Annotated in this window: 22 protein-coding genes and 5 tRNA genes; 20 read left to right on the plus strand and 7 right to left on the minus strand. The window is 71.6% G+C overall.

What is annotated here, in order from left to right; genetic code table 11:
* Both FQY64_RS05770 and yccX read left to right on the plus strand, forming a co-directional pair.
* Window positions 1–488: TlpA family protein disulfide reductase (locus FQY64_RS05770; protein ID WP_244942401.1), on the plus strand; the 488-nt coding region annotated here is incomplete at its 5' end.
* A complete protein-coding gene (gene yccX, locus FQY64_RS05775) occupies window positions 485–754 on the plus strand; it encodes an acylphosphatase (protein ID WP_146472833.1) in 270 nt (89 codons plus the stop codon). The genes FQY64_RS05770 and yccX, both read left to right, overlap by 4 nt.
* 153 nt (window positions 755–907) lie before the next feature.
* On the opposite strand, the gene ppk2 is transcribed toward yccX, so the two are convergent.
* From ppk2 to hemA, 7 genes are all read right to left on the minus strand, one after another.
* Window positions 908–1681 carry a polyphosphate kinase 2 gene (gene ppk2 / locus FQY64_RS05780; RefSeq protein WP_146472835.1) on the minus strand — a complete coding sequence of 258 codons (774 nt, stop codon included), beginning with the start codon at window positions 1679–1681 and terminating at the stop codon, window positions 908–910.
* Complete coding sequence (locus tag FQY64_RS05785; protein ID WP_146472837.1) at window positions 1678–2025, minus strand: helix-turn-helix domain-containing protein; 348 nt, start codon at window positions 2023–2025, stop codon at window positions 1678–1680. The genes ppk2 and FQY64_RS05785 overlap by 4 nt, the downstream gene beginning before the upstream one ends.
* Window positions 2026–2028: 3 nt before the next feature.
* Window positions 2029–2547: a molybdenum cofactor biosynthesis protein B gene (moaB, locus tag FQY64_RS05790; protein ID WP_146472839.1), complete on the minus strand. Its 519-nt coding sequence runs from the start codon at window positions 2545–2547 to the stop codon at window positions 2029–2031.
* Between the two features lie 52 nt (window positions 2548–2599).
* Complete coding sequence (locus FQY64_RS05795; RefSeq protein WP_146472841.1) at window positions 2600–4297, minus strand: O-linked N-acetylglucosamine transferase, SPINDLY family protein; 1698 nt, start codon at window positions 4295–4297, stop codon at window positions 2600–2602.
* On the minus strand, window positions 4294–5082 hold the full coding sequence (locus tag FQY64_RS15210; protein ID WP_308435017.1) for a GNAT family N-acetyltransferase: 789 nt from the start codon (window positions 5080–5082) through the stop codon (window positions 4294–4296). The genes FQY64_RS05795 and FQY64_RS15210 overlap by 4 nt, the downstream gene beginning before the upstream one ends.
* A 70-nt stretch (window positions 5083–5152) precedes the next feature.
* Window positions 5153–6238, minus strand: a complete 1086-nt coding sequence (gene prfA, locus FQY64_RS05810) for a peptide chain release factor 1 (protein WP_146472843.1) — start codon at window positions 6236–6238, stop codon at window positions 5153–5155.
* On the minus strand, window positions 6216–7496 hold the full coding sequence (hemA, locus tag FQY64_RS05815) for a glutamyl-tRNA reductase (protein WP_146472845.1): 1281 nt from the start codon (window positions 7494–7496) through the stop codon (window positions 6216–6218). Before hemA ends, prfA begins: the two co-directional genes overlap by 23 nt.
* A 71-nt stretch (window positions 7497–7567) precedes the next feature.
* Between hemA and FQY64_RS05820 the strand changes: the two genes are divergently transcribed.
* The 18 genes from FQY64_RS05820 to rplJ all read left to right on the plus strand — a co-directional run bounded on the left by FQY64_RS05820 (window position 7568) and on the right by rplJ (window position 20151).
* Complete coding sequence (locus tag FQY64_RS05820; protein ID WP_146472847.1) at window positions 7568–9307, plus strand: tetratricopeptide repeat protein; 1740 nt, start codon at window positions 7568–7570, stop codon at window positions 9305–9307.
* A complete protein-coding gene (gene lolB / locus FQY64_RS05825; RefSeq protein ID WP_146472849.1) occupies window positions 9304–9933 on the plus strand; it encodes a lipoprotein insertase outer membrane protein LolB in 630 nt (209 codons plus the stop codon). Before FQY64_RS05820 ends, lolB begins: the two co-directional genes overlap by 4 nt.
* Window positions 9930–10826, plus strand: coding sequence for a 4-(cytidine 5'-diphospho)-2-C-methyl-D-erythritol kinase (gene ispE / locus FQY64_RS05830; protein ID WP_146472851.1), 897 nt, complete (start codon window positions 9930–9932; stop codon window positions 10824–10826). The genes lolB and ispE overlap by 4 nt, the downstream gene beginning before the upstream one ends.
* Window positions 10789–10865: transfer RNA gene (locus FQY64_RS05835), tRNA-Gln, on the plus strand. The genes ispE and FQY64_RS05835 overlap by 38 nt, the downstream gene beginning before the upstream one ends.
* Window positions 10866–10969: 104 nt before the next feature.
* A complete protein-coding gene (locus FQY64_RS05840; RefSeq protein WP_146472853.1) occupies window positions 10970–11929 on the plus strand; it encodes a ribose-phosphate diphosphokinase in 960 nt (319 codons plus the stop codon).
* 139 nt (window positions 11930–12068) lie between these two features.
* Window positions 12069–12728 (plus strand): 50S ribosomal protein L25/general stress protein Ctc, encoded by a 660-nt coding sequence (locus FQY64_RS05845; protein ID WP_146472855.1) that lies wholly within the window; start codon window positions 12069–12071, stop codon window positions 12726–12728.
* A gap of 167 nt (window positions 12729–12895) precedes the next feature.
* Complete coding sequence (pth, locus tag FQY64_RS05850; protein WP_146472857.1) at window positions 12896–13501, plus strand: aminoacyl-tRNA hydrolase; 606 nt, start codon at window positions 12896–12898, stop codon at window positions 13499–13501.
* Window positions 13502–13561: 60 nt separating this feature from the next.
* Window positions 13562–14653, plus strand: a complete 1092-nt coding sequence (gene ychF, locus FQY64_RS05855; protein WP_146472859.1) for a redox-regulated ATPase YchF — start codon at window positions 13562–13564, stop codon at window positions 14651–14653.
* A gap of 72 nt (window positions 14654–14725) precedes the next feature.
* Window positions 14726–14811 (plus strand) — tRNA-Tyr (locus FQY64_RS05860).
* A gap of 187 nt (window positions 14812–14998) precedes the next feature.
* Window positions 14999–15072 (plus strand) — tRNA-Gly (locus FQY64_RS05865).
* A gap of 50 nt (window positions 15073–15122) precedes the next feature.
* Window positions 15123–15198: transfer RNA gene (locus tag FQY64_RS05870), tRNA-Thr, on the plus strand.
* Between the two features lie 51 nt (window positions 15199–15249).
* Window positions 15250–16440, plus strand: coding sequence for an elongation factor Tu (gene tuf, locus FQY64_RS05875; RefSeq protein WP_146472861.1), 1191 nt, complete (start codon window positions 15250–15252; stop codon window positions 16438–16440).
* 231 nt (window positions 16441–16671) lie between these two features.
* A tRNA-Trp gene (locus tag FQY64_RS05880) sits at window positions 16672–16747 on the plus strand.
* Window positions 16748–16834: 87 nt separating this feature from the next.
* Window positions 16835–17212 (plus strand): preprotein translocase subunit SecE, encoded by a 378-nt coding sequence (gene secE, locus FQY64_RS05885; protein ID WP_146472863.1) that lies wholly within the window; start codon window positions 16835–16837, stop codon window positions 17210–17212.
* 5 nt (window positions 17213–17217) lie between these two features.
* Window positions 17218–17790, plus strand: coding sequence for a transcription termination/antitermination protein NusG (gene nusG / locus FQY64_RS05890; RefSeq protein WP_146472865.1), 573 nt, complete (start codon window positions 17218–17220; stop codon window positions 17788–17790).
* Between the two features lie 78 nt (window positions 17791–17868).
* Window positions 17869–18297: a 50S ribosomal protein L11 gene (gene rplK, locus FQY64_RS05895; RefSeq protein ID WP_146472867.1), complete on the plus strand. Its 429-nt coding sequence runs from the start codon at window positions 17869–17871 to the stop codon at window positions 18295–18297.
* A gap of 3 nt (window positions 18298–18300) precedes the next feature.
* Entirely contained in the window at window positions 18301–19002 is a 702-nt protein-coding gene (gene rplA, locus FQY64_RS05900; protein WP_146472869.1) for a 50S ribosomal protein L1, read from the plus strand.
* 624 nt (window positions 19003–19626) lie between these two features.
* Window positions 19627–20151, plus strand: coding sequence for a 50S ribosomal protein L10 (gene rplJ / locus FQY64_RS05905; protein ID WP_146472872.1), 525 nt, complete (start codon window positions 19627–19629; stop codon window positions 20149–20151).
* The last annotated feature ends 43 nt before the right edge of the window (window positions 20152–20194 follow it).

The raw sequence follows: 20194 nt of genomic DNA on the forward strand, positions 1-20194 counted from the left end.
CCGCGCCGCCCGCCGCGCCGGCGGCCCCCGCGCAACCGGCGGCGAGCGCCGAGGCCGCGCAGGCGCCGTCGCGCACGGTGCCGCGCCTGCGCGTGACCACGCTCGACGGCGGCACGTTCGACCTCGCCGAGCGCCGCGGGCGCTGGGTGGTGGTCAACTTCTGGGCGACCTGGTGCAAGCCCTGCATCAAGGAGATGCCGGAACTGTCGGCGCTGGACACGATGCGCGAGCACATCGAGGTGGTCGGACTGGCCTACGAGGAGATCGACCCGGCGGCGATGCGCGAGTTCCTGCGCAAGGTGCCGGTGGTGTATCCGATCGCGATCCTCGACGTCACCGCGCCGCCGGAGGATTTCGAAACGCCGCGCGGGCTGCCGATGACCTATCTGATCGCGCCGGACGGGCAGGTCGCGAAGACCTTTCTCGGCCCGGTGACCGCGAAGGCGATCGAGGACGCGATCGCCGCGCACGGAGCCGGTCGCCGGTGAGCGCGGCGCGCTTCTTCGTGAGCGGCCGCGTGCAGGGCGTCGCGTTCCGCGCGCACACCCGCGAGCAGGCGCGCCGCCTCGGCCTGCGCGGGCATGCGCGCAACCTGGCCGATGGGCGGGTGGAGGTGCTGGCGGTGGGCGCGGCCGACGCGATCGAACGCCTGCACGCCTGGCTGCACGACGGCCCGCCGCTGGCGCGGGTGGAACGCGTGGAGCGCTGCGCCGCCGCGGAGGACGAGGCGGGCGAGGGGTTCGGTATCGGCTAGGGCCGACGTGCGGGTGGTGGCGTCGAGGCTCGCGCACGTGCCTGCCGCCCTCGCCGGCCCGGCCGTGGCGAGCCTGCCGAAGCACGGGCGGGCCGGCCGACGCGGGGAACGGAGCCCGCCCGCCTCCGGCCCGCTCCGCACCCGCGTCGCCCTTCACTCCACCGACGGAATCGGCTTCAGCACCCGGTAGCGTTCCTTGCGCGGCTTGCCATCCAGCGGCGGCAGGCCGATCTCCACCGGCGGCAGCGCGGTATCCGGCAGGCGCGAGAGCAGATCGCGGATCAGCGTCAGACGGCCGCGCTTCTGGTCGTTGAAGTCGACCAGCGTCCACGGCGCCCACGGCGTATGGGTGGCGCGCAGCATGGCGTCGCGGGCGCGGGTGTAGTCCTCGTAGCGTTCGCGCGCGCGCACGTCCACCGGCGAAAGCTTCCAGCGCTTGAGCGGATTCTCCAGCCGCTCGGCGAAGCGTTCCTCCTGCTTCGCCTGGTCGCAGCAGAGCCAGTACTTGAACAGCAGGATGCCGTCCTCCACCAGCATCTGTTCGAACACCGGCGCCTGCTTCAGGAACAGCGCGACCTGCGCCTCGTCGGCGTAGCCCATCACCTGCTCGACGCCGGCGCGGTTGTACCAGCTCCGATCGAACAGCGCGATCTCGCCGGCGGCGGGCAGATGCGGCACGTAGCGCTGGAAGTACCACTGCGTGCGCTCGCGCTCGCCGGGCTTGGGCAAGGCCACCACGCGGCACTGGCGCGGATTGATGTGCGCCCGGATGGCGTCGATGGTGCCGCCCTTGCCGGCGGTGTCGCGGCCCTCGAACAGCACCACCAGCCGCTGCCCCGTTTCGCGCACCCAGTGCGCCATCGCCGCCAGTTCGCAGTGCAGCGGCTTCAGGCGTTGCTCGTATTCCTTGCGCTTGAGCTTCTTCATCGCGATCGCTTGCGCGCCGCGCGGCGCTGGCCGGCCATGCTGCGCGCCACTTCCAGCAGCGCGCCCTGCTGGCGCGCATCGAGCGCGCGGTAGGCGGCGAGCAGGTCGTGTTCGCCGGCGGTGCGTGCCGGATCGAGCGTGCTCGCCAGTTCGGCCAGCAGCGCGCCGGCCGGCACGCCGAAGGTGCGCGCCAGCGCCGCGAGCTGCTCGCGTCCGGGCTGTTTCTCGCCGGTGAGCCAGGCGCGCACGGTGGCCACGCCGGCGCGCGGAATGGCGGTGGCGATGTCGGCGGTGGTGAGTCCGCGGGCGCGGGCGAGCAGGCGCAGCGTGGTGTCCAGCGGCATGCGTCACTCCTTCAGCCGCGGGCGCAGCGCGGCGAGGTTGCAGGGGCGCGTGCGCGCGTCGAGCTGCGCGCGGATGATGCGCTCCCACGCGGTGCGGCAGGCCGACGTCGAACCGGGCAGGGCGAACACGAAGGTGGCGTTGGCCAGCCCGGCGAACGCGCGCGACTGCACGGTCGAGGTGCCGATCTCCTCGTAGCTGAGCATGCGGAACAGCTCGCCGAAGCCGGGCATCTCCTTGTCGAGCAGCGGCAGCAGCGCTTCCGGGGTGGAATCGCGGCCGGTGAACCCGGTGCCGCCGGTCACCAGGATGCCGTCCACGTGCGGATCGGCGATCCACAGCGACACCTGCGCGCGCAGGCGGTACTTGTCGTCGGGCAGCAGCACGCGTTCGTGCAGGATGTGGCCGTCCTCGGCCAGCGCGTGCACGAGGTAGTCGCCGGAGGTGTCCTCCGGCAGGGTGCGGGTGTCGGACACCGTGAGCACGGCGATCCGCAGCGGCACGAAGTCGGTCTGCGCGGTCATCGGCTGAGCCTACTCCATCGGCCATCGCGGCGGCGGCGAGGCGGGCGCGGCGTCAGGGCGATCGCGCCGGCGGTGTCGCCATCGCGGCCACCGCGGCGGCGAAATCGCGCGCGAAGCCGTCCATGTCGAACAGCCCGGACACGCGTCGCCGTTCGGTCAGCTCCGCGCGCAGCGCGCGGCGGGCGTGGGCGTCGCGTCCGAGCGCGACCGCGCGCGCGACGAAGGCCTCGTCGCTGTCGACGTTCATCGCGTCCAGGCCGAGATGGTGGTTGAGGCTGCCGGCGACGCGCGCGGCGAAGGTGTCGCCCGGCCGCGTGAGCACCGGGCAACCGGCCCACAGCGCGTCCGATGCGGTGGTGTGCGCGTTGTAGGGGCCGGTATCGAGAAAGAGGTCGGCCTGCGCCAGGCGCGCCAGGTACTCCGCGTGCGGCTGCTTGGGCATGAACACCAGGCGCGCGGGGTCCACCCCCTGCGCCTGCGCGAACGCCCGCAGCCGCTCGTCGGCGCGGCCGGGGCCGGACAGCAGCCACAGGACGCTGCCCTCCACCTCGCGCAGCACCGCCAGCGCGCGCGCCACGCTGCGCGGGTTGAGCTTGTAGCTGTTGTTGAAGCAGCAGAACACCACCGCGTGCTCGGGCAGCCCGCATTCCGCGCGCGGCATCGGGACCGGCGCGGCGCGCGCGGTGTCGGACGGCTGGAACGCGCGCGGCAGGCGGATCACCCGTTCGCTGAAGTGCGGCTGCAGCGCCTCCGGCAGCACGAAGCCGTCGGCCAGCACGTGGTCGATCCACGGCGCGCCGGACGTGCCCGGATACGCCAGCCAGTTCACCTGCACCCGCGCCGGCCGCATCGCCAGCACCTCCGGGGCGCCGCCGCCGCCCCAGCCGCGCAGGTCGAACAGCACGTCGATGCCCGCATCGCGGATGCGCTGCGCCACCGCCGCATGCGGCTGGCCGGCGACGTCGTGCACGGCGTGCGCGGCGTGGGCGAGGCGCTGCCGGATCGTGCTGCCGTCGTCGGGGTTGAGCGCGAACAGGTGCGCTTCGAACGGATCGAGTGCGCGCAGCGCTTCGAACATCGCCGCGGTGAGCAGCCCGGTCGGGTGCGCGCCGAAGCCGTTGGACAGGAAGCCGACCCGCAGGCGCGCCGCGGGATCGCGCGGCGGCGGGGGCGGCAGCGGACGCACCGCGGCCGCCACCGCCCGCGCGCGCAGGCGGGCGCATTGCAGTTGCTCGGCCGGCGTGGCGTCCTCGCTGAGGAAGGCGAACGGCTCGACTGCGGCCTGCCCGGCCCGCACGGCGGCGCGCACCTGCAGGGCGAGCGCGTCGAGGCCGCGCCAGTCGCACAGCTTGCGGCGCAGGTGCAGCAGGTAGCCGGCGATCATCGGTTCCTGCGGCGCCAGCGCGTGCGCGCGGGCGTAGGCCTCGCCGGCCTCCTCCCAGGCGCCGATGTCCTCCAGCGTATGGCCGAGCCACACGGCGATGCCGGCGTGCGCGGGCGCGTTCGCCGAAGCGCGCCGCAGGCTGTCGGCGGCCTCCTCGCGGCGGCCCTGCATCCACTGCGCCCGTCCCAGCCGCGCCAGCGCCTCGGGATGGCCGGGCCGCAGCGCCAGCGCGCGGTTCGCCGCGGCCTCGCCCGCGCGCGCGTCGCCGGCGTCCAGTTCGGCCTCGGCGAGCAGGATCCAGGCCAGCGCGTCGTGCGGTGCACGCTGCACCGCGGCTCGGGCGGCGCTGCGCGGGTCGGCGCTCATGGCGCTTCCACGTACAGCCAGGCGTCGGCGCCGGAGGCCAGCCGCACCTGCACGCGGCGGTAGTCGTCGGCCTCGTAGTCGTCGGCGCGCGCCAGCTCCGCCGCGGTCAGCCGGAACAGCGTGCCGGGCACGCGATCGCGGTCGTCGCCGGTGGCGTGCACCACCGGATGGCGGACGATGCCGCTGGTGGCGACGGCATCGGGGTCGCGCGTCTCCAGCCAGTCGAGCCGGTATCCGACCAGCGCGTCGGGCGTGCCGTGCAGACTGCGGCCGAACAGGCGCTGCTGCACCGCCTCGTCCTGCAGGGTGCCGTAGGAAAACAGCGGCTGGTCGCGCGGTGCCTGTTCGAAGGACAGGCCGTACCACTGCGTCGCCTCCTCGCGCCAGCCCGCGCCGCGATAGAGCGCGCGCGCGGCGGCGTTGTCGCGCGCGGTCTCCAGCACGATGCCGACCGCGCCGTCCTCGCGCGCGAACGCGGCCGCCGCGTCCAGCAGCGCGCGCGCCACGCCCTGCCGGCGCGCGCCTTGCTCGACGAACAGGTCGTTGAGGATCCACAGCCGGCCCAGCCGCACCGACGACCACGTCGGGTAGAGCTGGGCGAAGCCGACGGCGGCGCCGTCGCGTTCCGCGAGCAGGACGCGCGATTCGCCGTTGCGCAGGCGCTGCTGCAGGAACTCGCGCGCGCAGTGCGGGGCGGGCGGCTGGCCGTAGAAGCGGCGGTAGGCGTCGAACAGCGCGCCGAGCGCTTCGGCGTCGGCGAAGGTGGCGGTGCGGATCTCGATCATCGGCGCGGCGGCGAAAAGCGCACAGCGTAGCGCGCGCGACGCGCGGACAGGCGGGCTCTCCGCCGGGCGGTCAGTCGCCGCGCGTGAGGCGCGCCAGCTCGTCCGCCTGGTGCTCCGCCATCAGCCGGCCGATCAGCGCGTCGAGGTCGCCCTCGAGGATGTTCGGCAGGTCGTACAGCGTCAGGCCTTCGACGCGATGGTCGGTGATGCGGCCCTGCGGGAAGTTGTAGGTGCGGATGCGCTGGCTGCGGTCGCCGCTGCCGACCTGCAGCTTGCGCATCGAAGCCTGTGCGGCGGCGGCCTTGGCCGCCTGCGCCTCGGCCAGCATCGCTTTGAGCCGCTTCATCGCCTTGTCGCGGTTGGCGTGCTGGCTGCGCTCGGTCTGGCTTTCGACCACCAGGCCGCTCGGCAGGTGGGTGATGCGCACCGCCGAATCGGTCTTGTTGACGTGCTGGCCGCCGGCGCCGGAGGAACGGTAGGTGTCGATGCGCAGCTCGGCCGGATTGATCTCGATCGGCGCGCCCTCCGGTTCCACCGGGATGATCGCCACCGTCGCCGCCGAGGTGTGGATGCGGCCCTGGGACTCGGTCTCGGGCACGCGCTGCACGCGATGGGTGCCGGACTCGAACTTCAGCCGGGAATAGGCGCCGCGGCCCTCGACGCGGGCGATGATCTCCTTGAAGCCGCCATGCTCGCCCGGATTGGCCGATTCCACCTCGACCTTCCAGCCCTGGCGCTCGGCGTAGCGCGCGTACATCCGGAACAGGTCGCCGGCGAAGATCGCCGCCTCGTCGCCGCCGGTGCCGGCGCGCACTTCCAGGTAGAGGTCGCCTTCGTCGCGCGGGTCCTTCGGAATCAGGTGCGCCAGCAGCTCCTGTTCGAGCCGCTGCAGGCGCGCCTGCGCGGCGGCCGATTCCTCCTCGGCCAGCTCGCGCAGCTCGGGATCGGCGCGCATCGCCTCGGCGGCGGCGAGATCGGCGCGCGCCTGGCGCTCGGCGGCCATCGCGGCGGCCACCGGCTCGAGCTGCGCGAACTCGCGCGACAGCGCGCGGAAGCGTTCGCCATCGCCGATCACGGCGGGATCGGCGAGCAGACGTTCGAGTTCCTCGCGCCGTTCGACCAGCGCCTCGAGCTTACGGCGCAGGGTCGGCGTCATCGGTCCGCGACGGCAGGGGAGGGAAGAGCTGTTCGGCGGCGCGGGTCAGTTCGACGTCGCCGATCAGCGCCGCCTCGCGCAGCGCCACCGTCGGCGCGTGCAGCAGGCGGTTGGTGAGGGTGTGGGCGAGCAACTGCAGCGCCGCTTCGGGCGACTCGCCCGCGCGCAGGCGCTCCAGCGCCTTCTCCAGCGCCTCGGCGCGGGCGGCCTCGCCGTGCGCGCGCAGGCGCTTCAGCGGTTCGCTGTGGCGGCGCGCGGCGATCTGCTCGCGGTAGCGAGCGACCTGAAGCTCGATGATGGCTTCCGCCTCCTCCGCGGCCTCGCGCCGGCTGCGGCGGTTGTCCTCGATGACCTGCTCGAGGTCGTCGACGGTGTAGACGAAGGCGTCCTCGAGCTGCGCGACGTCGGCGGCGATGTCGCGCGGTACGGCGAGGTCCAGCAGCAGCATCGGCCGGTGCCGCCGGGCGCCGAGCGCGGCCCGCACCTGGTGCGTGTGCAGGATCGGCTCGCGCGCGGCGGTGGCGGAGATCACGATGTCGGCCTCGGCCAGGTGGCGGTCGAGGTCGGCCAGCGGCAGCGCGTAGCCGCCGTGGCGCAGCGCCAGTTCCTGCGCATGCGCCAGCGTGCGGTTGGCGACCAGCAGGCGTTTGGCCTTCGCCTGCACCAGGTGACGCGCGGCCAGCTCGATGGTCTCGCCGGCGCCGATCAGCAGCACGGTGGAATCCTCCAGCCGCGCGAACGATTCCTGCGCCAGCCGCACCGCCGCCGAGGCCACCGAGACCGGGTTGGCGCCGATGCGGGTGTCGGTGCGCGCGCGCTTGGCGGTGGCGAACGCCTGCTGGAACAGGCGGTCGAGTTCGCGCCCCAGCGTGCCGGCGGCGCGCGCGGTCGCCCAGGCTTCCTTCACCTGGCCGAGGATCTGCGGCTCGCCCAGCACCAGCGAATCCAGCCCGGTGGCGACGCGGAACAGGTGCCGCACCGCGCCCTCGTCGCGGTGCAGATAGAGGTAGGCCTGCAGCGTCTGCGCCGCCTGGCCGGCCTGGCGCGCGAGCCAGTCGGCCAGCGCATCGGCCTCGCCCTCGGCGGCGACGTAGATCTCGGTGCGGTTGCAGGTGGACAGCAGCGCGGCCTCCGATACGCCCGGCAACGCCTTCAGCCCGCGCAACGCCGCGGCGAGCGCCTCGCCGGAGAAGGCGACCCGCTCGCGCAGGCTGACCGGCGCGGTCTGATGGTTGAGGCCGAGGGCGTACAGCGTCACGGGAGTGGGTTCAGGCGCTTGCGCTAAGCTGGCTGCCGAAGGCCGTCATTCTACCGGCCGCCCGGACCCCCATGCCCGCACGCGCCCGCACGCGGCTGTTCATCGTCGCGATCTGCGCCGTCCTGTCGATCCAGGCGGTCGCCGCCGAGCCCGCCCGCGCGCCGCTGCCGCGCGACCGCATCGCGCGGGCGCTGGAGCCCGCACTGGTGGGCGAATTCGCCCTGCAGGCCGGGCGCCTGAAGGAGGCGGCTGCGGCCTATCTCGAGGCCGCGCGCGCCGCGGAGGATGCCGAGCTGGCCTCGCGCGCCACCCGCATCGCCCTGCTGGCCAAGGACGATGCGCGCACCGCGCAGGCGCTGGCGCTCTGGAAGCGGCTCGCCCCGCCCGAAGACGCGCTCGCCCTGCGCGGCGCCGAAGCCGTGCTCGCGCTGCGCCGCAACGACACCGCCACCGCGCGCGCGCAGCTCAACGCGCTGCTGGCCGCGCCCGGCGAGGACGGCTGGAAGCAGGCGCTGGCGGTGCTCAGCACCGGCACCCGCGAGCCCGCGCAGGCGGTGCCGATCCTGCGCCGCCTGATCAACGAGGGCCGCATCCCGGATCACCTGCCGGCGTGGCTCGCCTTCGGCGGCCTGGCGCAGCAGCTCGAACAGCCGCAGCTCGCCGAGCGGGTGGTGGACGAGGTGGTGCGCCGGTTTCCCGGCGAACCGCGGGTGGGCCTGCTGCGCGCCAACCAGTTGCGCGAGGCGGGGCGGACCGACGAGGCCCGCGCAGCCCTGCGCGAGCTCGAGCCGAAGCTGGCCGGCGACGCCACCCTGCGCCGTCTGCTCGCCGACGAGTACTTCCGCCTGCGCGACTATGCCGAGGCCGAGCGGCTGCTCGCCGCCGGCCCGCAGGACGAGCAGACCATCGCCCAGCGCGCGGCGCTGCTGGCGCAGGCGGAGGACAAGGCCGGCCTCGCCCGTCTGTACGGGGAATTGAAGGCCGACGCCGCGCGGCCCGACCCGGGCCGCCGGCTGCTGCTCGGCCGCATGGCCGAGTTCCTCGAACGCCATGCCGAAGCACTCGACTGGTACGAGGGCGTGCCTGGCGGCCCGCAGCGCTGGCAGGCCCGCCTGCGCAGCGCCAACGTGCTGCACGAACTGGACCGCAAGCGCGAGGCCTACGATCGCCTGCGCGCGATCCAGTCGGACGCCGCCGCCGAGGAAGAGGTCCGCCGCGACGCCTACCTGCTGGAAGCGGCGTTGTACCAGAAGGACGGCGAGACGGCCGCCGAGATGGACGCCTACGCGCGCGGCCTGGCGGCGTTCCCGGACGAGCCGGAGATCCTCTACGCCCGCGCGCTGAGCTACGAGCGGCAGGACGACATCCCGCGCGCCGAGGCCGACCTGCGCCGCATCCTGGTCATCGACCCGGACAACGTCGCCGCCCTCAACGCGCTCGGTTACACCCTCGCCGACCGCACCACGCGCTACCAGGAGGCGCTCGAGCTGATCGACCGCGCGCGCGCCGCCGAGCCCGAATCCGGCGCGATCGTCGACAGCTACGGCTGGGTCCTGTACCGCCTCGGCCGGCACAAGGAAGCGCTGGTCGAACTGCGCCGCGCGCTCACGCTGCAGAAGGATCCCGAGATCGCCGCGCACCTGGCCGAGGTGCTGTGGGTCAGCGGCCAGCGCGAGGAGGCGATGAAGTACTTCGAAATGGCGCGCAAGCTCGATCCGGAGAACCGCGCCCTGCGGCGCGCGCTGGAGAAGACCGGCGCCCGGCTGCCCGCCGCGCCGGCGCCGGCGGCCAGGACCGGAGGCGACGCGTGAAGCGGTGGCTCGCGCCGGCGGGGATCGCGCTCGCGCTGGCCGGCTGCACCGTCGCGCCGCCGCGCCCGGCCGTGCCCGCCGCCCAGGCCGAAGCCGCGCAGCAGGCGCGCGAGGCGGCCGTCCGCGCGCAGGCCGACTGGCATCTGGAAGGCCGCATCGCCGTCGCCAACGGCAGGGACGGCGGCAGCGGGCGGATCGAGTGGACCCAGCAGGGCAGCCGCTACCGGATCGCGGTCAGCGCGCCCGTCACCCGGCAGAGCTGGCGGCTGACCGGCGATGCCGCCGCCGCGCGCATCGAGGGCCTGCCTGGCGGTCCGCGCGAGAGCGAAGACCCGGCGGCGCTGCTGCACGAAACCACCGGCTGGCCGGTGCCGGTCGAGGCGCTGGCGTGGTGGGTGCGCGGCGCGCGCGCGCCGGGAGAGCCGGCGGTGATCGAGTTCGGCCCGGACGGCCTGCCCGCGCGCATCGCCCAGGACGGCTGGACCATCGCCTACGTCTGGCCCGACGGCGCCGCCGCGCCGGAATTTCCGGCCCGTATCGAGGCCCGCCGCGACCCCGTCCGCGTGCGGCTGGCGATCGACGCCGCCCGCCTCGGGTCCGCCGCCGACACCGCGTCCGCGCCATGAGCGACGCCGGCTGGACCGCCTGGCCCGCGCCGGCCAAGCTCAACCTGTTCCTGCGCATCACCGGCCGCCGCGCCGACGGCTACCACCTGCTGCAGACCGTGTTCCGCCTGCTCGACTGGGGCGACACCGTGCGCCTGCGGGTGCGCGGCGACGGCGCGATTCGCCGCGTCGGCGCCTCGGTGCCCGGTGTTGCCGAGGAGGACGACCTGCTGGTGCGCGCCGCGCGCCTGCTGCAGCAGGCCACCGGCACCCGGCTGGGCGCCGACGTCGCGGTCGACAAGCGCATCCCCGCCGGCGGCGGCTTCGGCGGCGGTTCGTCCGACGCGGCGACCGTGCTGGTCGCGCTCGACGCCCTGTGGGGCACCGGCCTGGACGAGGACGCCCTGGCCACGCTCGGTCTGCGCCTCGGCGCCGACGTGCCGGTGTTCGTGCGCGGCCGCAACGCCTGGGCCGAGGGGGTGGGGGAAGCGCTGGTGGCGGTCGACCTGCCGCCGGCCTGGTACCTGATCGCCGACCCCGGCGTCCACGTTCCGACCGCCGCGCTCTTCCAAGCCCCTGAATTGACGCGCAATGCCGCGCCCGCGACAATGCACGACTTCGTTTCGGGGGTACCGCTCGGCAACGCGTTCGAGCCGGTGCTGCGCGCGCGGGAGCCGGCGGTGGACGCGGCCTTCCGCCTGCTGGCGCAGACCGGCACGCCGCGGCTGACCGGCACCGGCAGCGGCTGCTTCGTCGAGTTTTCCACTCGCGAGGCCGCCGAGGCGGCCCGGGCGCGGCTGGCGCCGGACCTGCGGGTCTGGGTCGCCGCCGGCGCCGCGCGCTCGCCGCTGCGGGACGCCCTCGAGCGGACGCCACAGGGGCGTCGCCAAGAGGTCCAAGGCACCGGGTTTTGATCCCGGCATTCGTAGGTTCGAATCCTACCGCCCCTGCCAGTTCGGGAATCGGGAATCGAACGCCGCGTGCGTGCAGGCGCGCCACCCGCCCCCGGATCCGATCCCGATTCTCCGTTCCCGATTCTTCACTCCCGACCGCGGCCATGCAGAACGATCGCAACCTCCTGGTCTTCAGCGGCAACGCCAACCGCCCGCTGGCCGACGCCGTCTGCCGCGAGCTGGGCGTGCGCCCGGGCAAGGCGCTGGTCGGTCGCTTCTCCGACGGCGAGGTGCAGATCGAGATCGAGGAGAACGTGCGCCGGCAGGAAGTGTTCGTGGTCCAGCCGACCTGCGCGCCGACCGCCGAGAACTTCATGGAGCTGCTGGTGCTGGTGGACGCGCTCAAGCGCGCCTCGGCCGCCAGCGTGACCGCGGTGGTGCCGTACTTCGGCTATGCCCGCCAGGACCGCCGCCCGCGTTCCTCGCGCGTGCCGATCACCGCCAAGGTCGCGGCCAAGATGTTCACCGCGGTGGGCACCGACCGCGTGCTCACGGTCGACCTGCACGCCGACCAGATCCAGGGCTTCTTCGACATCCCGGTCGACAACGTCTACGCCTCGCCGCTGCTGCTGGCCGACATCTGGCGCACGCACGGCACGCAGAACGTCATCGTCGTCTCGCCCGACGTCGGCGGCGTGGTGCGCGCGCGCGCGATCGCCAAGCGGCTCGACGATGCGGACCTCGCCATCATCGACAAGCGCCGCCCGCGCGCCAACGTCGCCACGGTGATGAACATCATCGGCGACGTGCGCGAGAAGACCTGCGTGCTGGTCGACGACATCGTCGATACCGCCGGCACGCTGTGCGCGGCGGCCGCGGCGCTGAAGGCGCAGGGCGCGTCGAAGGTGGTCGCCTACTGCACCCACCCGGTGCTGTCCGGCGCGGCGATCGACAACATCGGCAAGTCGCAGCTCGACGAGCTGGTGGTGACCGACACCATCCCGCTGAGCGAGGCCGCCCGCGCCTGCGGCCGCATCCGCCAGCTCAGCGTCGCCGAGCTGCTCGCCGAGACCATCCGGCGCGTGGCGTTCGGCGAGTCGGTGAGTTCGCTCTACATCGATTGACGGGATTCGCCATTCGGGATTCGCAACTTCCGGCTTTGACGGATCCCGATCCGAATCCCGGCTTCACCCCCTCGCCTGGTCGCGGGCGAGGCTTTCCGCCGCAGCGATGCGGCTCAACGCAGCAAGTGAGTAAACCGCAATGTCCGAACACATCATCCAGGCCGTGGGCCGCAAGGACGAGGGGAAAGGTGCGAGCCGCCGCCTGCGTCGTTCCGGCTTCATCCCGGCCGTCGTCTACGGCGGTCAGTCCGCCCCCAAGTCGATCCAGCTCGAGCACGAGAAGACTTGGATCGCCAGCCAGAACGAGTGGTTCTACTCGTCCATCCTGACGCTCGAAGTCGACGGCCAGCGCGAGAGCGTGCTGCTGCGCGACATGCAGCGTCATCCGTACAAGCAGCTGATCATGCATCTGGACTTCCAGCGCGTGGACGCCAACCAGGCCCTGCGCGTGAAGGTGCCGCTGCACTTCCTCAACCAGGAGAAGTCGCCGGCCGGCAAGACCGCGGGCGTGGTGATCCTGCACGAGCTCAACGAGATCGAGATCAGCTGCCTGCCGAAGGATCTGCCGGAGTTCATCGAGGTCGACCTCGGCGAGCTGAAGGTCGGCGACATCGTCCACCTGTCCGACCTCACGCTGCCGGCCGGCGTGGAGATCCCCGAGCTCAAGCTCGGCAAGGAGCACGACGTCGCGGTGGTGATCGCCAAGCACGCCCGCGAGGAAGCCGAGGAAGCCCCGGCCGAGGCGCCGGCCGAAGTGCCGGCCGCCAAGGTCACCAAGAAGGACGAGGGCAAGAAGTAAGCCCTCGCCCGTGCCGTGCGGGCCCGCCCCGCACGGCGCCGCGTCCCCCTGCGCGCAGGGGGAGCCTGCAGGGGGCGGCGTGCCCGGTCCGCGACCGGTCGCGCCGCCGCCCGTCGCGGCGAAGCCCCCGCACCGCCGCCCTCCCGTCCCTCCGCTTCCGCTGACCCGTGACCGGCCTGCGCCTGATCGTGGGGCTCGGCAACCCCGGCCCCGAACATGCCAAGACCCGGCACAACGCCGGTTTCTGGCTGGTGGACGCCCTCGCCGAACAGGCCGGGGCGCGCTTCGGGCTGGAATCCAAACTGTTCGGCGAAACCGCCAAGGCGACGCTCGCCGGCCAGTCGCTCTGGCTGCTCAAGCCGGCCACCTTCATGAATCTTTCCGGCAAGTCGGTCGCCGCCGCGCTGCGCTACTGGAAGATCGAGCCGGAGCAGATGCTGGTCGCCCACGACGAGCTCGACCTGCCGCCGGGCACCGCCCGGCTCAAGTTCGACGGCGGCCACGGCGGCCAGAACGGCCTGCGCGACATCATTCGCCTGCTCGGCCATGCCCGCTTCCACCGCCTGCGGGTCGGCATCGGCCACCCCGGCCACAAGGACCGCGTCACCCCCTGGGTGCTGGGCCGCCCCGGCCGCGACGACGAGGCCGCGATCCTGCGCGCCATCGACGACGCGCTGGCGGTCCTGCCGCTGGCGGTGACCGGCGATTTCAACGAGGCGATGAAGCGCCTGCATACGGCCGGGAATCGGGAATCGGGAACCGGAAGTCGCTGACCGACGCCCCGTCCCGCATCTCGATTCCCATTCCCGATTCCCCATTCCCGGACCAACACCATGGGCATCAAATGCGGCATCGTCGGCCTGCCGAACGTCGGCAAGTCGACCCTGTTCAACGCGCTGACCAAGGCCGGCATCGCCGCCGCCAACTTCCCGTTCTGCACCATCGAGCCCAACGTGGGCGTGGTGCCGGTGCCGGATCCGCGCCTGAACGCGCTGGCGGAGATCGTCAAGCCGCAAAAGGTGATCCCCACCGCGGTCGAGTTCGTCGACATCGCCGGCCTGGTCGCCGGCGCCGCCAGCGGCGAGGGGCTGGGCAACAAGTTCCTCTCGCACATCCGCGAGGTCGATGCGATCGCCCACGTCGTGCGCTGCTTCGAGCACCCCGACATCGTCCATGTCGCCGGCCGGGTCGACCCGATCGCCGACATCGAGACCATCGACACCGAACTGGCGCTGGCCGACCTGGAGACGGTCGAGAAGGCGCTGGCCAAGGCCGAGCGTGCGGCCAAGGGCGGCGACAAGGAGGCGATCGCGCGCAAGGCCGTGCTGACCCGGCTCGCCGCCGGGCTCAATGAGGGCCGCACCGCCCGCGCGCTCGGACTGGGCGAGGACGAGCGTGCGCTGGTCCGCGACCTGTTCCTGCTGACCCTCAAGCCGGTGATGTACGTCGCCAACGTGCTCGAGGACGGCTTCACCGGCAATCCGCACCTGGACGCCGTGCGCGCCCGCGCCGCGTCCGAGGGCGCCGAGGTGGTGCCGGTGTGCGCCGCCATCGAGGAGGAGCTGGCCCAGCTCGACGACGCCGACCGCGACGCCTTCCTGGCCGACCTCGGCCTCGACGAGCCCGGCCTGAACCGCGTGATCCGCGCCGCCTACCGCCTGCTCGGCCTGCAGACCTACTTCACCGCCGGCGTGAAGGAAGTCCGCGCCTGGACCGTGAAGGTCGGCGCCACCGCGCCGCAGGCCGCCGGCGTGATCCACAGCGATTTCGAGAAGGGCTTCATCCGCGCCGAGACCATCGCCTACGACGACTTCATCCGCTACGGCGGCGAAGCCGGCGCCCGCGATGCCGGCCGCCTGCGGCTGGAAGGCAAGGACTACCGTGTCCAGGAGGGCGACGTCCTGCACTTCCGCTTCAACGTCTGAGCCAAGCGAGCGCGGCCCCGTCATCATCCGTTGACTTCCGCGCGCGGCCCCGCCAGAATTGCGGGCTCTTTTGGAGGGATACCCAAGCGGCCAACGGGGGCAGACTGTAAATCTGCTGGCTTACGCCTTCGGTGGTTCGAATCCACCTCCCTCCACCAGCTTCAACGGAGTGAAGAGTTTCACCGGCGGGAAAGTGGCCGGGCTGATCCAGAGGTGGATGAGAACCACCGCTGGTTCGGCGACGACGCGAAGCGTCGTCGTGCGCGCCGAAGGCGCGGCCCATCCGGTTTGTCGCCGATCGTTGTACCCGCGCCTTCGGGTGCGGTGCAGTAGCAGTCTCCCGGCGCGGGAGTAGTTCAATGGTAGAACCTCAGCCTTCCAAGCTGATGGTGCGGGTTCGATTCCCGTCTCCCGCTCCATTGCCGCTTCCGCGCCGAATCCGCGAGGCATAGCGCGAAAACGAGTTTCCGCTCACGTAGCTCAGTCGGTAGAGCACCTCCTTGGTAAGGAGGAGGTCGCTGGTTCGATTCCAGTCGTGAGCACCATTTCGAAACGGGCCCAACGCAACCCAACCGTCTCAACGAGAAGCGACCGCCATGGCAAAAGAAAAGTTCGAGCGCAAGAAGCCGCACGTGAACGTGGGCACGATCGGTCACGTGGACCACGGCAAGACGACGCTGACGGCGGCGCTGACGAAGGTGGGTGCCGAGCGTTTCGGCGGTGAGTTCAAGGCGTACGACCAGATCGACGCGGCGCCGGAAGAGAAGGCGCGCGGCATCACGATCTCGACGGCGCACGTGGAGTACGAGTCGCCGACCCGTCACTACGCGCACGTGGACTGCCCGGGTCACGCCGACTATGTGAAGAACATGATCACCGGTGCGGCGCAGATGGACGGCGCGATCCTGGTGGTGTCGGCGGCGGACGGCCCGATGCCGCAGACCCGCGAGCACATCCTGCTGGCGCGTCAGGTGGGCGTGCCGTACATCGTGGTCTTCCTGAACAAGGCGGACATGGTGGACGACGCCGAGCTGCTGGAGCTGGTGGAGATGGAGGTGCGTGAGCTGCTGTCGAAGTACGACTTCCCGGGCGACGACACCCCGATCATCAAGGGTTCGGCGCTGAAGGCGCTGGAAGGCGACCAGTCGGAGATCGGCGTGCCGGCGATCATCAAGCTGGTGGACGCGCTGGACACCTACATTCCGGAGCCGCAGCGCGCGATCGACAAGCCGTTCCTGATGCCGGTGGAGGACGTGTTCTCGATCTCCGGTCGCGGCACGGTGGTGACCGGCCGAATCGAGCGCGGCACGATCAAGGTGGGCGAGGAAGTCGAGATCGTCGGCATCCGCCCGACCACCAAGACCACGGTGACCGGCGTTGAGATGTTCCGCAAGCTGCTGGACCAGGGTCAGGCGGGCGACAACGCGGGTCTGCTGCTGCGCGGCACCAAGCGCGACGAAGTGGAGCGCGGCCAGGTGCTGGCGAAGCCGGGCACGATCACCCCGCACACCGACTTCGAGTGCGAGGTGTATGTGCTGTCGAAGGAGGAGGGCGGCCGTCACACGCCGTTCTTCAAGGGCTACCGTCCGCAGTTCTACTTCCGCACCACGGACGTGACCGGCGCGGTGACGCTGCCGGAGGGTGTGGAGATGGTGATGCCGGGCGACAACGTGAAGCTGTCGGTGTCGCTGATCAACCCGGTGGCGATGGAAGAGGGTCTGCGCTTTGCGATCCGCGAGGGCGGCCGCACGGTCGGCGCCGGCGTGGTGGCGAAGATCCTGAAGTGACGCAACCGCGCGCCTGCGCCCAGCGCAGGCGCCTTTGCGGATGCGTCATCCCGCGAAAGCGGGGATCCATGGACCAGGCGCCTTTGCGGTTGCGTCATACCCGCGCAAGCGGACCAAGGCGAGCGCCAGGCGCCCATGGACCCAAGGAACAACGCCAGAAGCGGCGATCCCGAGGCGAGTCGGCAACGGCTCGCCGTCGCCGTCTAAGGCAAGTGAGGAAAAAACGGTTTTACGCCAGTAGCTCAATCGGCAGAGCAGCGGTCTCCAAAACCGCAGGTTGGGGGTTCGAGTCCCTCCTGGCGTGCCACTTCGCGCGGTCCTGCGGACCGCCACGACATGAACCATCGAGAGGTCCGTGTCAGGGACGGACGGACTCGCGAGGGAATCGCGGTTGATGAATAGCAAGGTCGAACAATCCAAGCCCGCCTCGGCCGGCGACCTCGCCAAGTACGCTCTGGCCCTCCTGCTGGTGGGGGCGGGCGTGTTCGGCTACTACTGGTTCGCCCAGTGGGCGATCGGCCTGCGCGCGCTGCTGGTGGTGGCCGGTCTGGTGCTGGGCGCCGGTGTGTTCCTGCTGACGGCGCGCGGCGGGCAGACGCGCGAGTTCCTGGCCGAATCGCGTTTCGAATTGCGCAAGGTCGTCTGGCCGACCCGCCAGGAGGCGCTGCGCACGACGTGGGTCGTGGTCGTGATGGTGGTGGTGCTGTCGCTGATCCTGGCCGGTTTCGACCTGGTGATCCAGGCTGGCGTGAAGTTCCTGCTGGGGCGGTGAAGGACATGAGCGAAGTGCAGAAGCGCTGGTACGTGGTGCACGCCTATTCCGGCTTCGAGAAGTCGGTGGCGCAGGCGCTGCGCGACCGCATCGCCCGTTACGGCATGCAGGACCGCTTCGGCGACGTGCTGGTGCCGACCGAGGAAGTGGTGGAGATGCGCTCCGGCCAGAAACGCCGTTCCGAGCGCAAGTTCTTCCCCGGTTATGTGCTGGTGCAGATCGCCACCCACATGGAAGGCGGCATTCCGCGCATCGACAGCGAGAGCTGGCATCTGGTCAAGGAGACGCCGAAGGTGATGGGCTTCATCGGCGGCACCGCCGACCGCCCGCTGCCGATCACCGACGCCGAGGCCGACGCCATCCTGCAGCGCGTGCAGGAAGGCGTGGAGAAGCCCAAGCCGAAGGTGCTGTTCGAAGTCGGCGAGATGGTGCGCGTCACCGACGGCCCGTTCAACGATTTCAACGGCGTGGTCGAGGAGATCAACTACGAGAAGAGCCGCCTGCGCGTGGCGGTCCTGATCTTCGGACGCTCCACGCCGGTCGAGCTGGAATTCGGCCAGGTCGAGAAGGCCAAGTAAGCATTCGCCGGCACGAGCGGTTCGTGCCGGCCGCAACGCGAGGAGCCGCAAGGCGTTCGCACTCGCAGGAGTCAAGCAATGGCAAAGAAAGTCGTCGGTTACATCAAGCTGCAGGTCAAGGCCGGCCAGGCCAACCCGTCGCCGCCGGTGGGCCCCGCCCTCGGTCAGCGCGGCCTCAACATCATGGAGTTCTGCAAGGCGTTCAACGCCGCCACGCAGAAGATGGAGCCGGGCATTCCGATCCCGGTGATCATCACCGCCTACTCGGACCGTACCTTCACCTTCGTCACCAAGACCCCGCCGGCGACGATCCTGCTGAAGAAGGCGGCCGGCATCCAGTCGGGCTCCAAGCGCCCGAACACCGACAAGGTGGGCAAGGTGACGCGCAAGCAGCTCGAGGAGATCGCCAAGCTGAAGGAGCCCGACCTGACGGCGGCGGATCTGGATGCGGCGGTGCGCACGATCGCGGGCTCGGCCCGCAGCATGGGTCTGGTGGTGGAGGGCTAAGCCATGGCGATGACCAAGCGACAGAAGGCCATCAAGGCGGCCGTGGTGCCGGGCAAGGCCTACCCGATCGACGAGGCGATCAAGATCGTCAAGACCGCGACCCGCGCCAAGTTCACCGAATCGGTGGACGTCGCCGTGCGTCTCGGCGTCGATGCCAAGAAGTCCGACCAGCAGGTGCGCGGCTCGACCGTGCTGCCGGCCGGCACCGGCAAGTCCGTGCGCGTGGCGGTGTTCGCCCCGGCCGGCGCCAAGGCCGATGAGGCCCTCGCCGCCGGCGCCGACGTGGTCGGTATGGACGATCTGGCCGAGAAGATGATGGCCGGCGACCTCAACTACGACGTGGTGATCGCCACCCCGGATGCGATGCGCGTGGTCGGCAAGCTCGGCCAGGTGCTCGGCCCGCGCGGCCTGATGCCGAACCCGAAGGTGGGCACCGTGTCGCCGAACCCGGCCGAAGCCGTGCGCAACGCCAAGGCCGGTCAGGTGCGTTACCGCACCGACAAGGCCGGCATCATCCACTGCACGATCGGCAAGGTCAGCTTCGACGACGAGGCGCTGAAGTCGAACCTGCAGGCGCTGCTGGCGGACTTGCTGAAGGCCAAGCCGGCCACGGCGAAGGGTCAGTACCTGCAGAAGATCGCGATCAGCTCGACCATGGGGCCGGGCGTGATCGTCGACCAGGCCTCGCTCCCGCTCGGCAAGTGACGCATCGGCGCGCCCGCGCACAGCGCGGGCGCCTTTGCCGATGCGTCATCCCCGCGAAAGCAGGGATCCACCGACGGATGGCGCGCCTTCGCGGTTGCGTCACCCCCGCGAAAGCGGGGATCCATCGACGGATGGCGCGCCTTCGCGGTTGCGTCATCCCCGCGAAAGCGGGGATCCCGTGCCTCCAACGCCCGGGCGCCGGAGGCACGGGAAGCAGGACCGGTATTCCGCTGCCGCGGGGCAACGCAGCAGCACCCCGCGCAAGCGGGCGAACGCAACACCCGGCGGCGGGCCGAAGTTCGCCGCCACGCTTTTGAGGGCATCGCACGGGTTCGCCCGCGCGATCGCCGTCAAAGACCGCAGGCGCGGACAGCGCGCACCGGAGGCGGGCAGGGAGGCTCGGCTGGCAAGGAGTCGCCCCCGGTGAAAGCGAGCCGCTTAATGAGCCCTTCGGGGCGATGCCTGCGCAGATGGTCGCCGCCCCTCCAGTTTTCGGGTCAACCGGATTTGGAAACGGCCACCACCCGGACGCCGCGAGGCGTCCCGGCACCGCGCCGAACGGTGCCGACCGAGGACCGCCGCCGCACACCCGCGCGGCGGCGGCGTTAAGTACGGAGGAGTGCAATGGCTCTCAATCTGACTCAGAAGCAGGAAGTCGTTGCCGAACTGGCCGAGGTCGCCGGCAAGGCGCTCTCGCTGGTCGCGTCGGAGTACGCGGGTCTGACGGTCGCCGAGCTGACCGAAATGCGCAAGAAGGCGCGTCAGAACGGCGTGTATCTGAAGGTTGCGAAGAACACGCTGGTCTCGCGCGCGGTGGAGGGTACCGATTACGCCGTCGTCAAGGACGCGCTGACCGGCCCGCTGCTGTATGCCTTCTCGCAGGAAGACCCCGGCGCCGCCGGCCGCCTGATCAAGGAGTTCGCCAAGACCAACGACAAGCTGAAGCCGCGCCTCGTCTCGATCGGCGGGCAGATGTACCCGGGCACCCATGTCGAGGTGCTCGCGTCGCTGCCGACCCGCGAGCAGGCCCTGTCGATGCTGCTGTCGGTCCTGGTGCAGCCCGCCACCCAGCTGGTCCGTCTGCTCTCCGAGCCGGCGGCGCAGGTCGCCCGCGTGGTCAACGCGGTCGGCCAGCAGAAGGCGGCCTGACCCTGATCATCGGCAAACGAAATCCGAACCGTTCAACCGTTTC

Source organism: Vulcaniibacterium thermophilum (assembly GCF_007923255.1).
Lineage (GTDB): Bacteria > Pseudomonadota > Gammaproteobacteria > Xanthomonadales > Xanthomonadaceae > Lysobacter_F > Lysobacter_F thermophilum.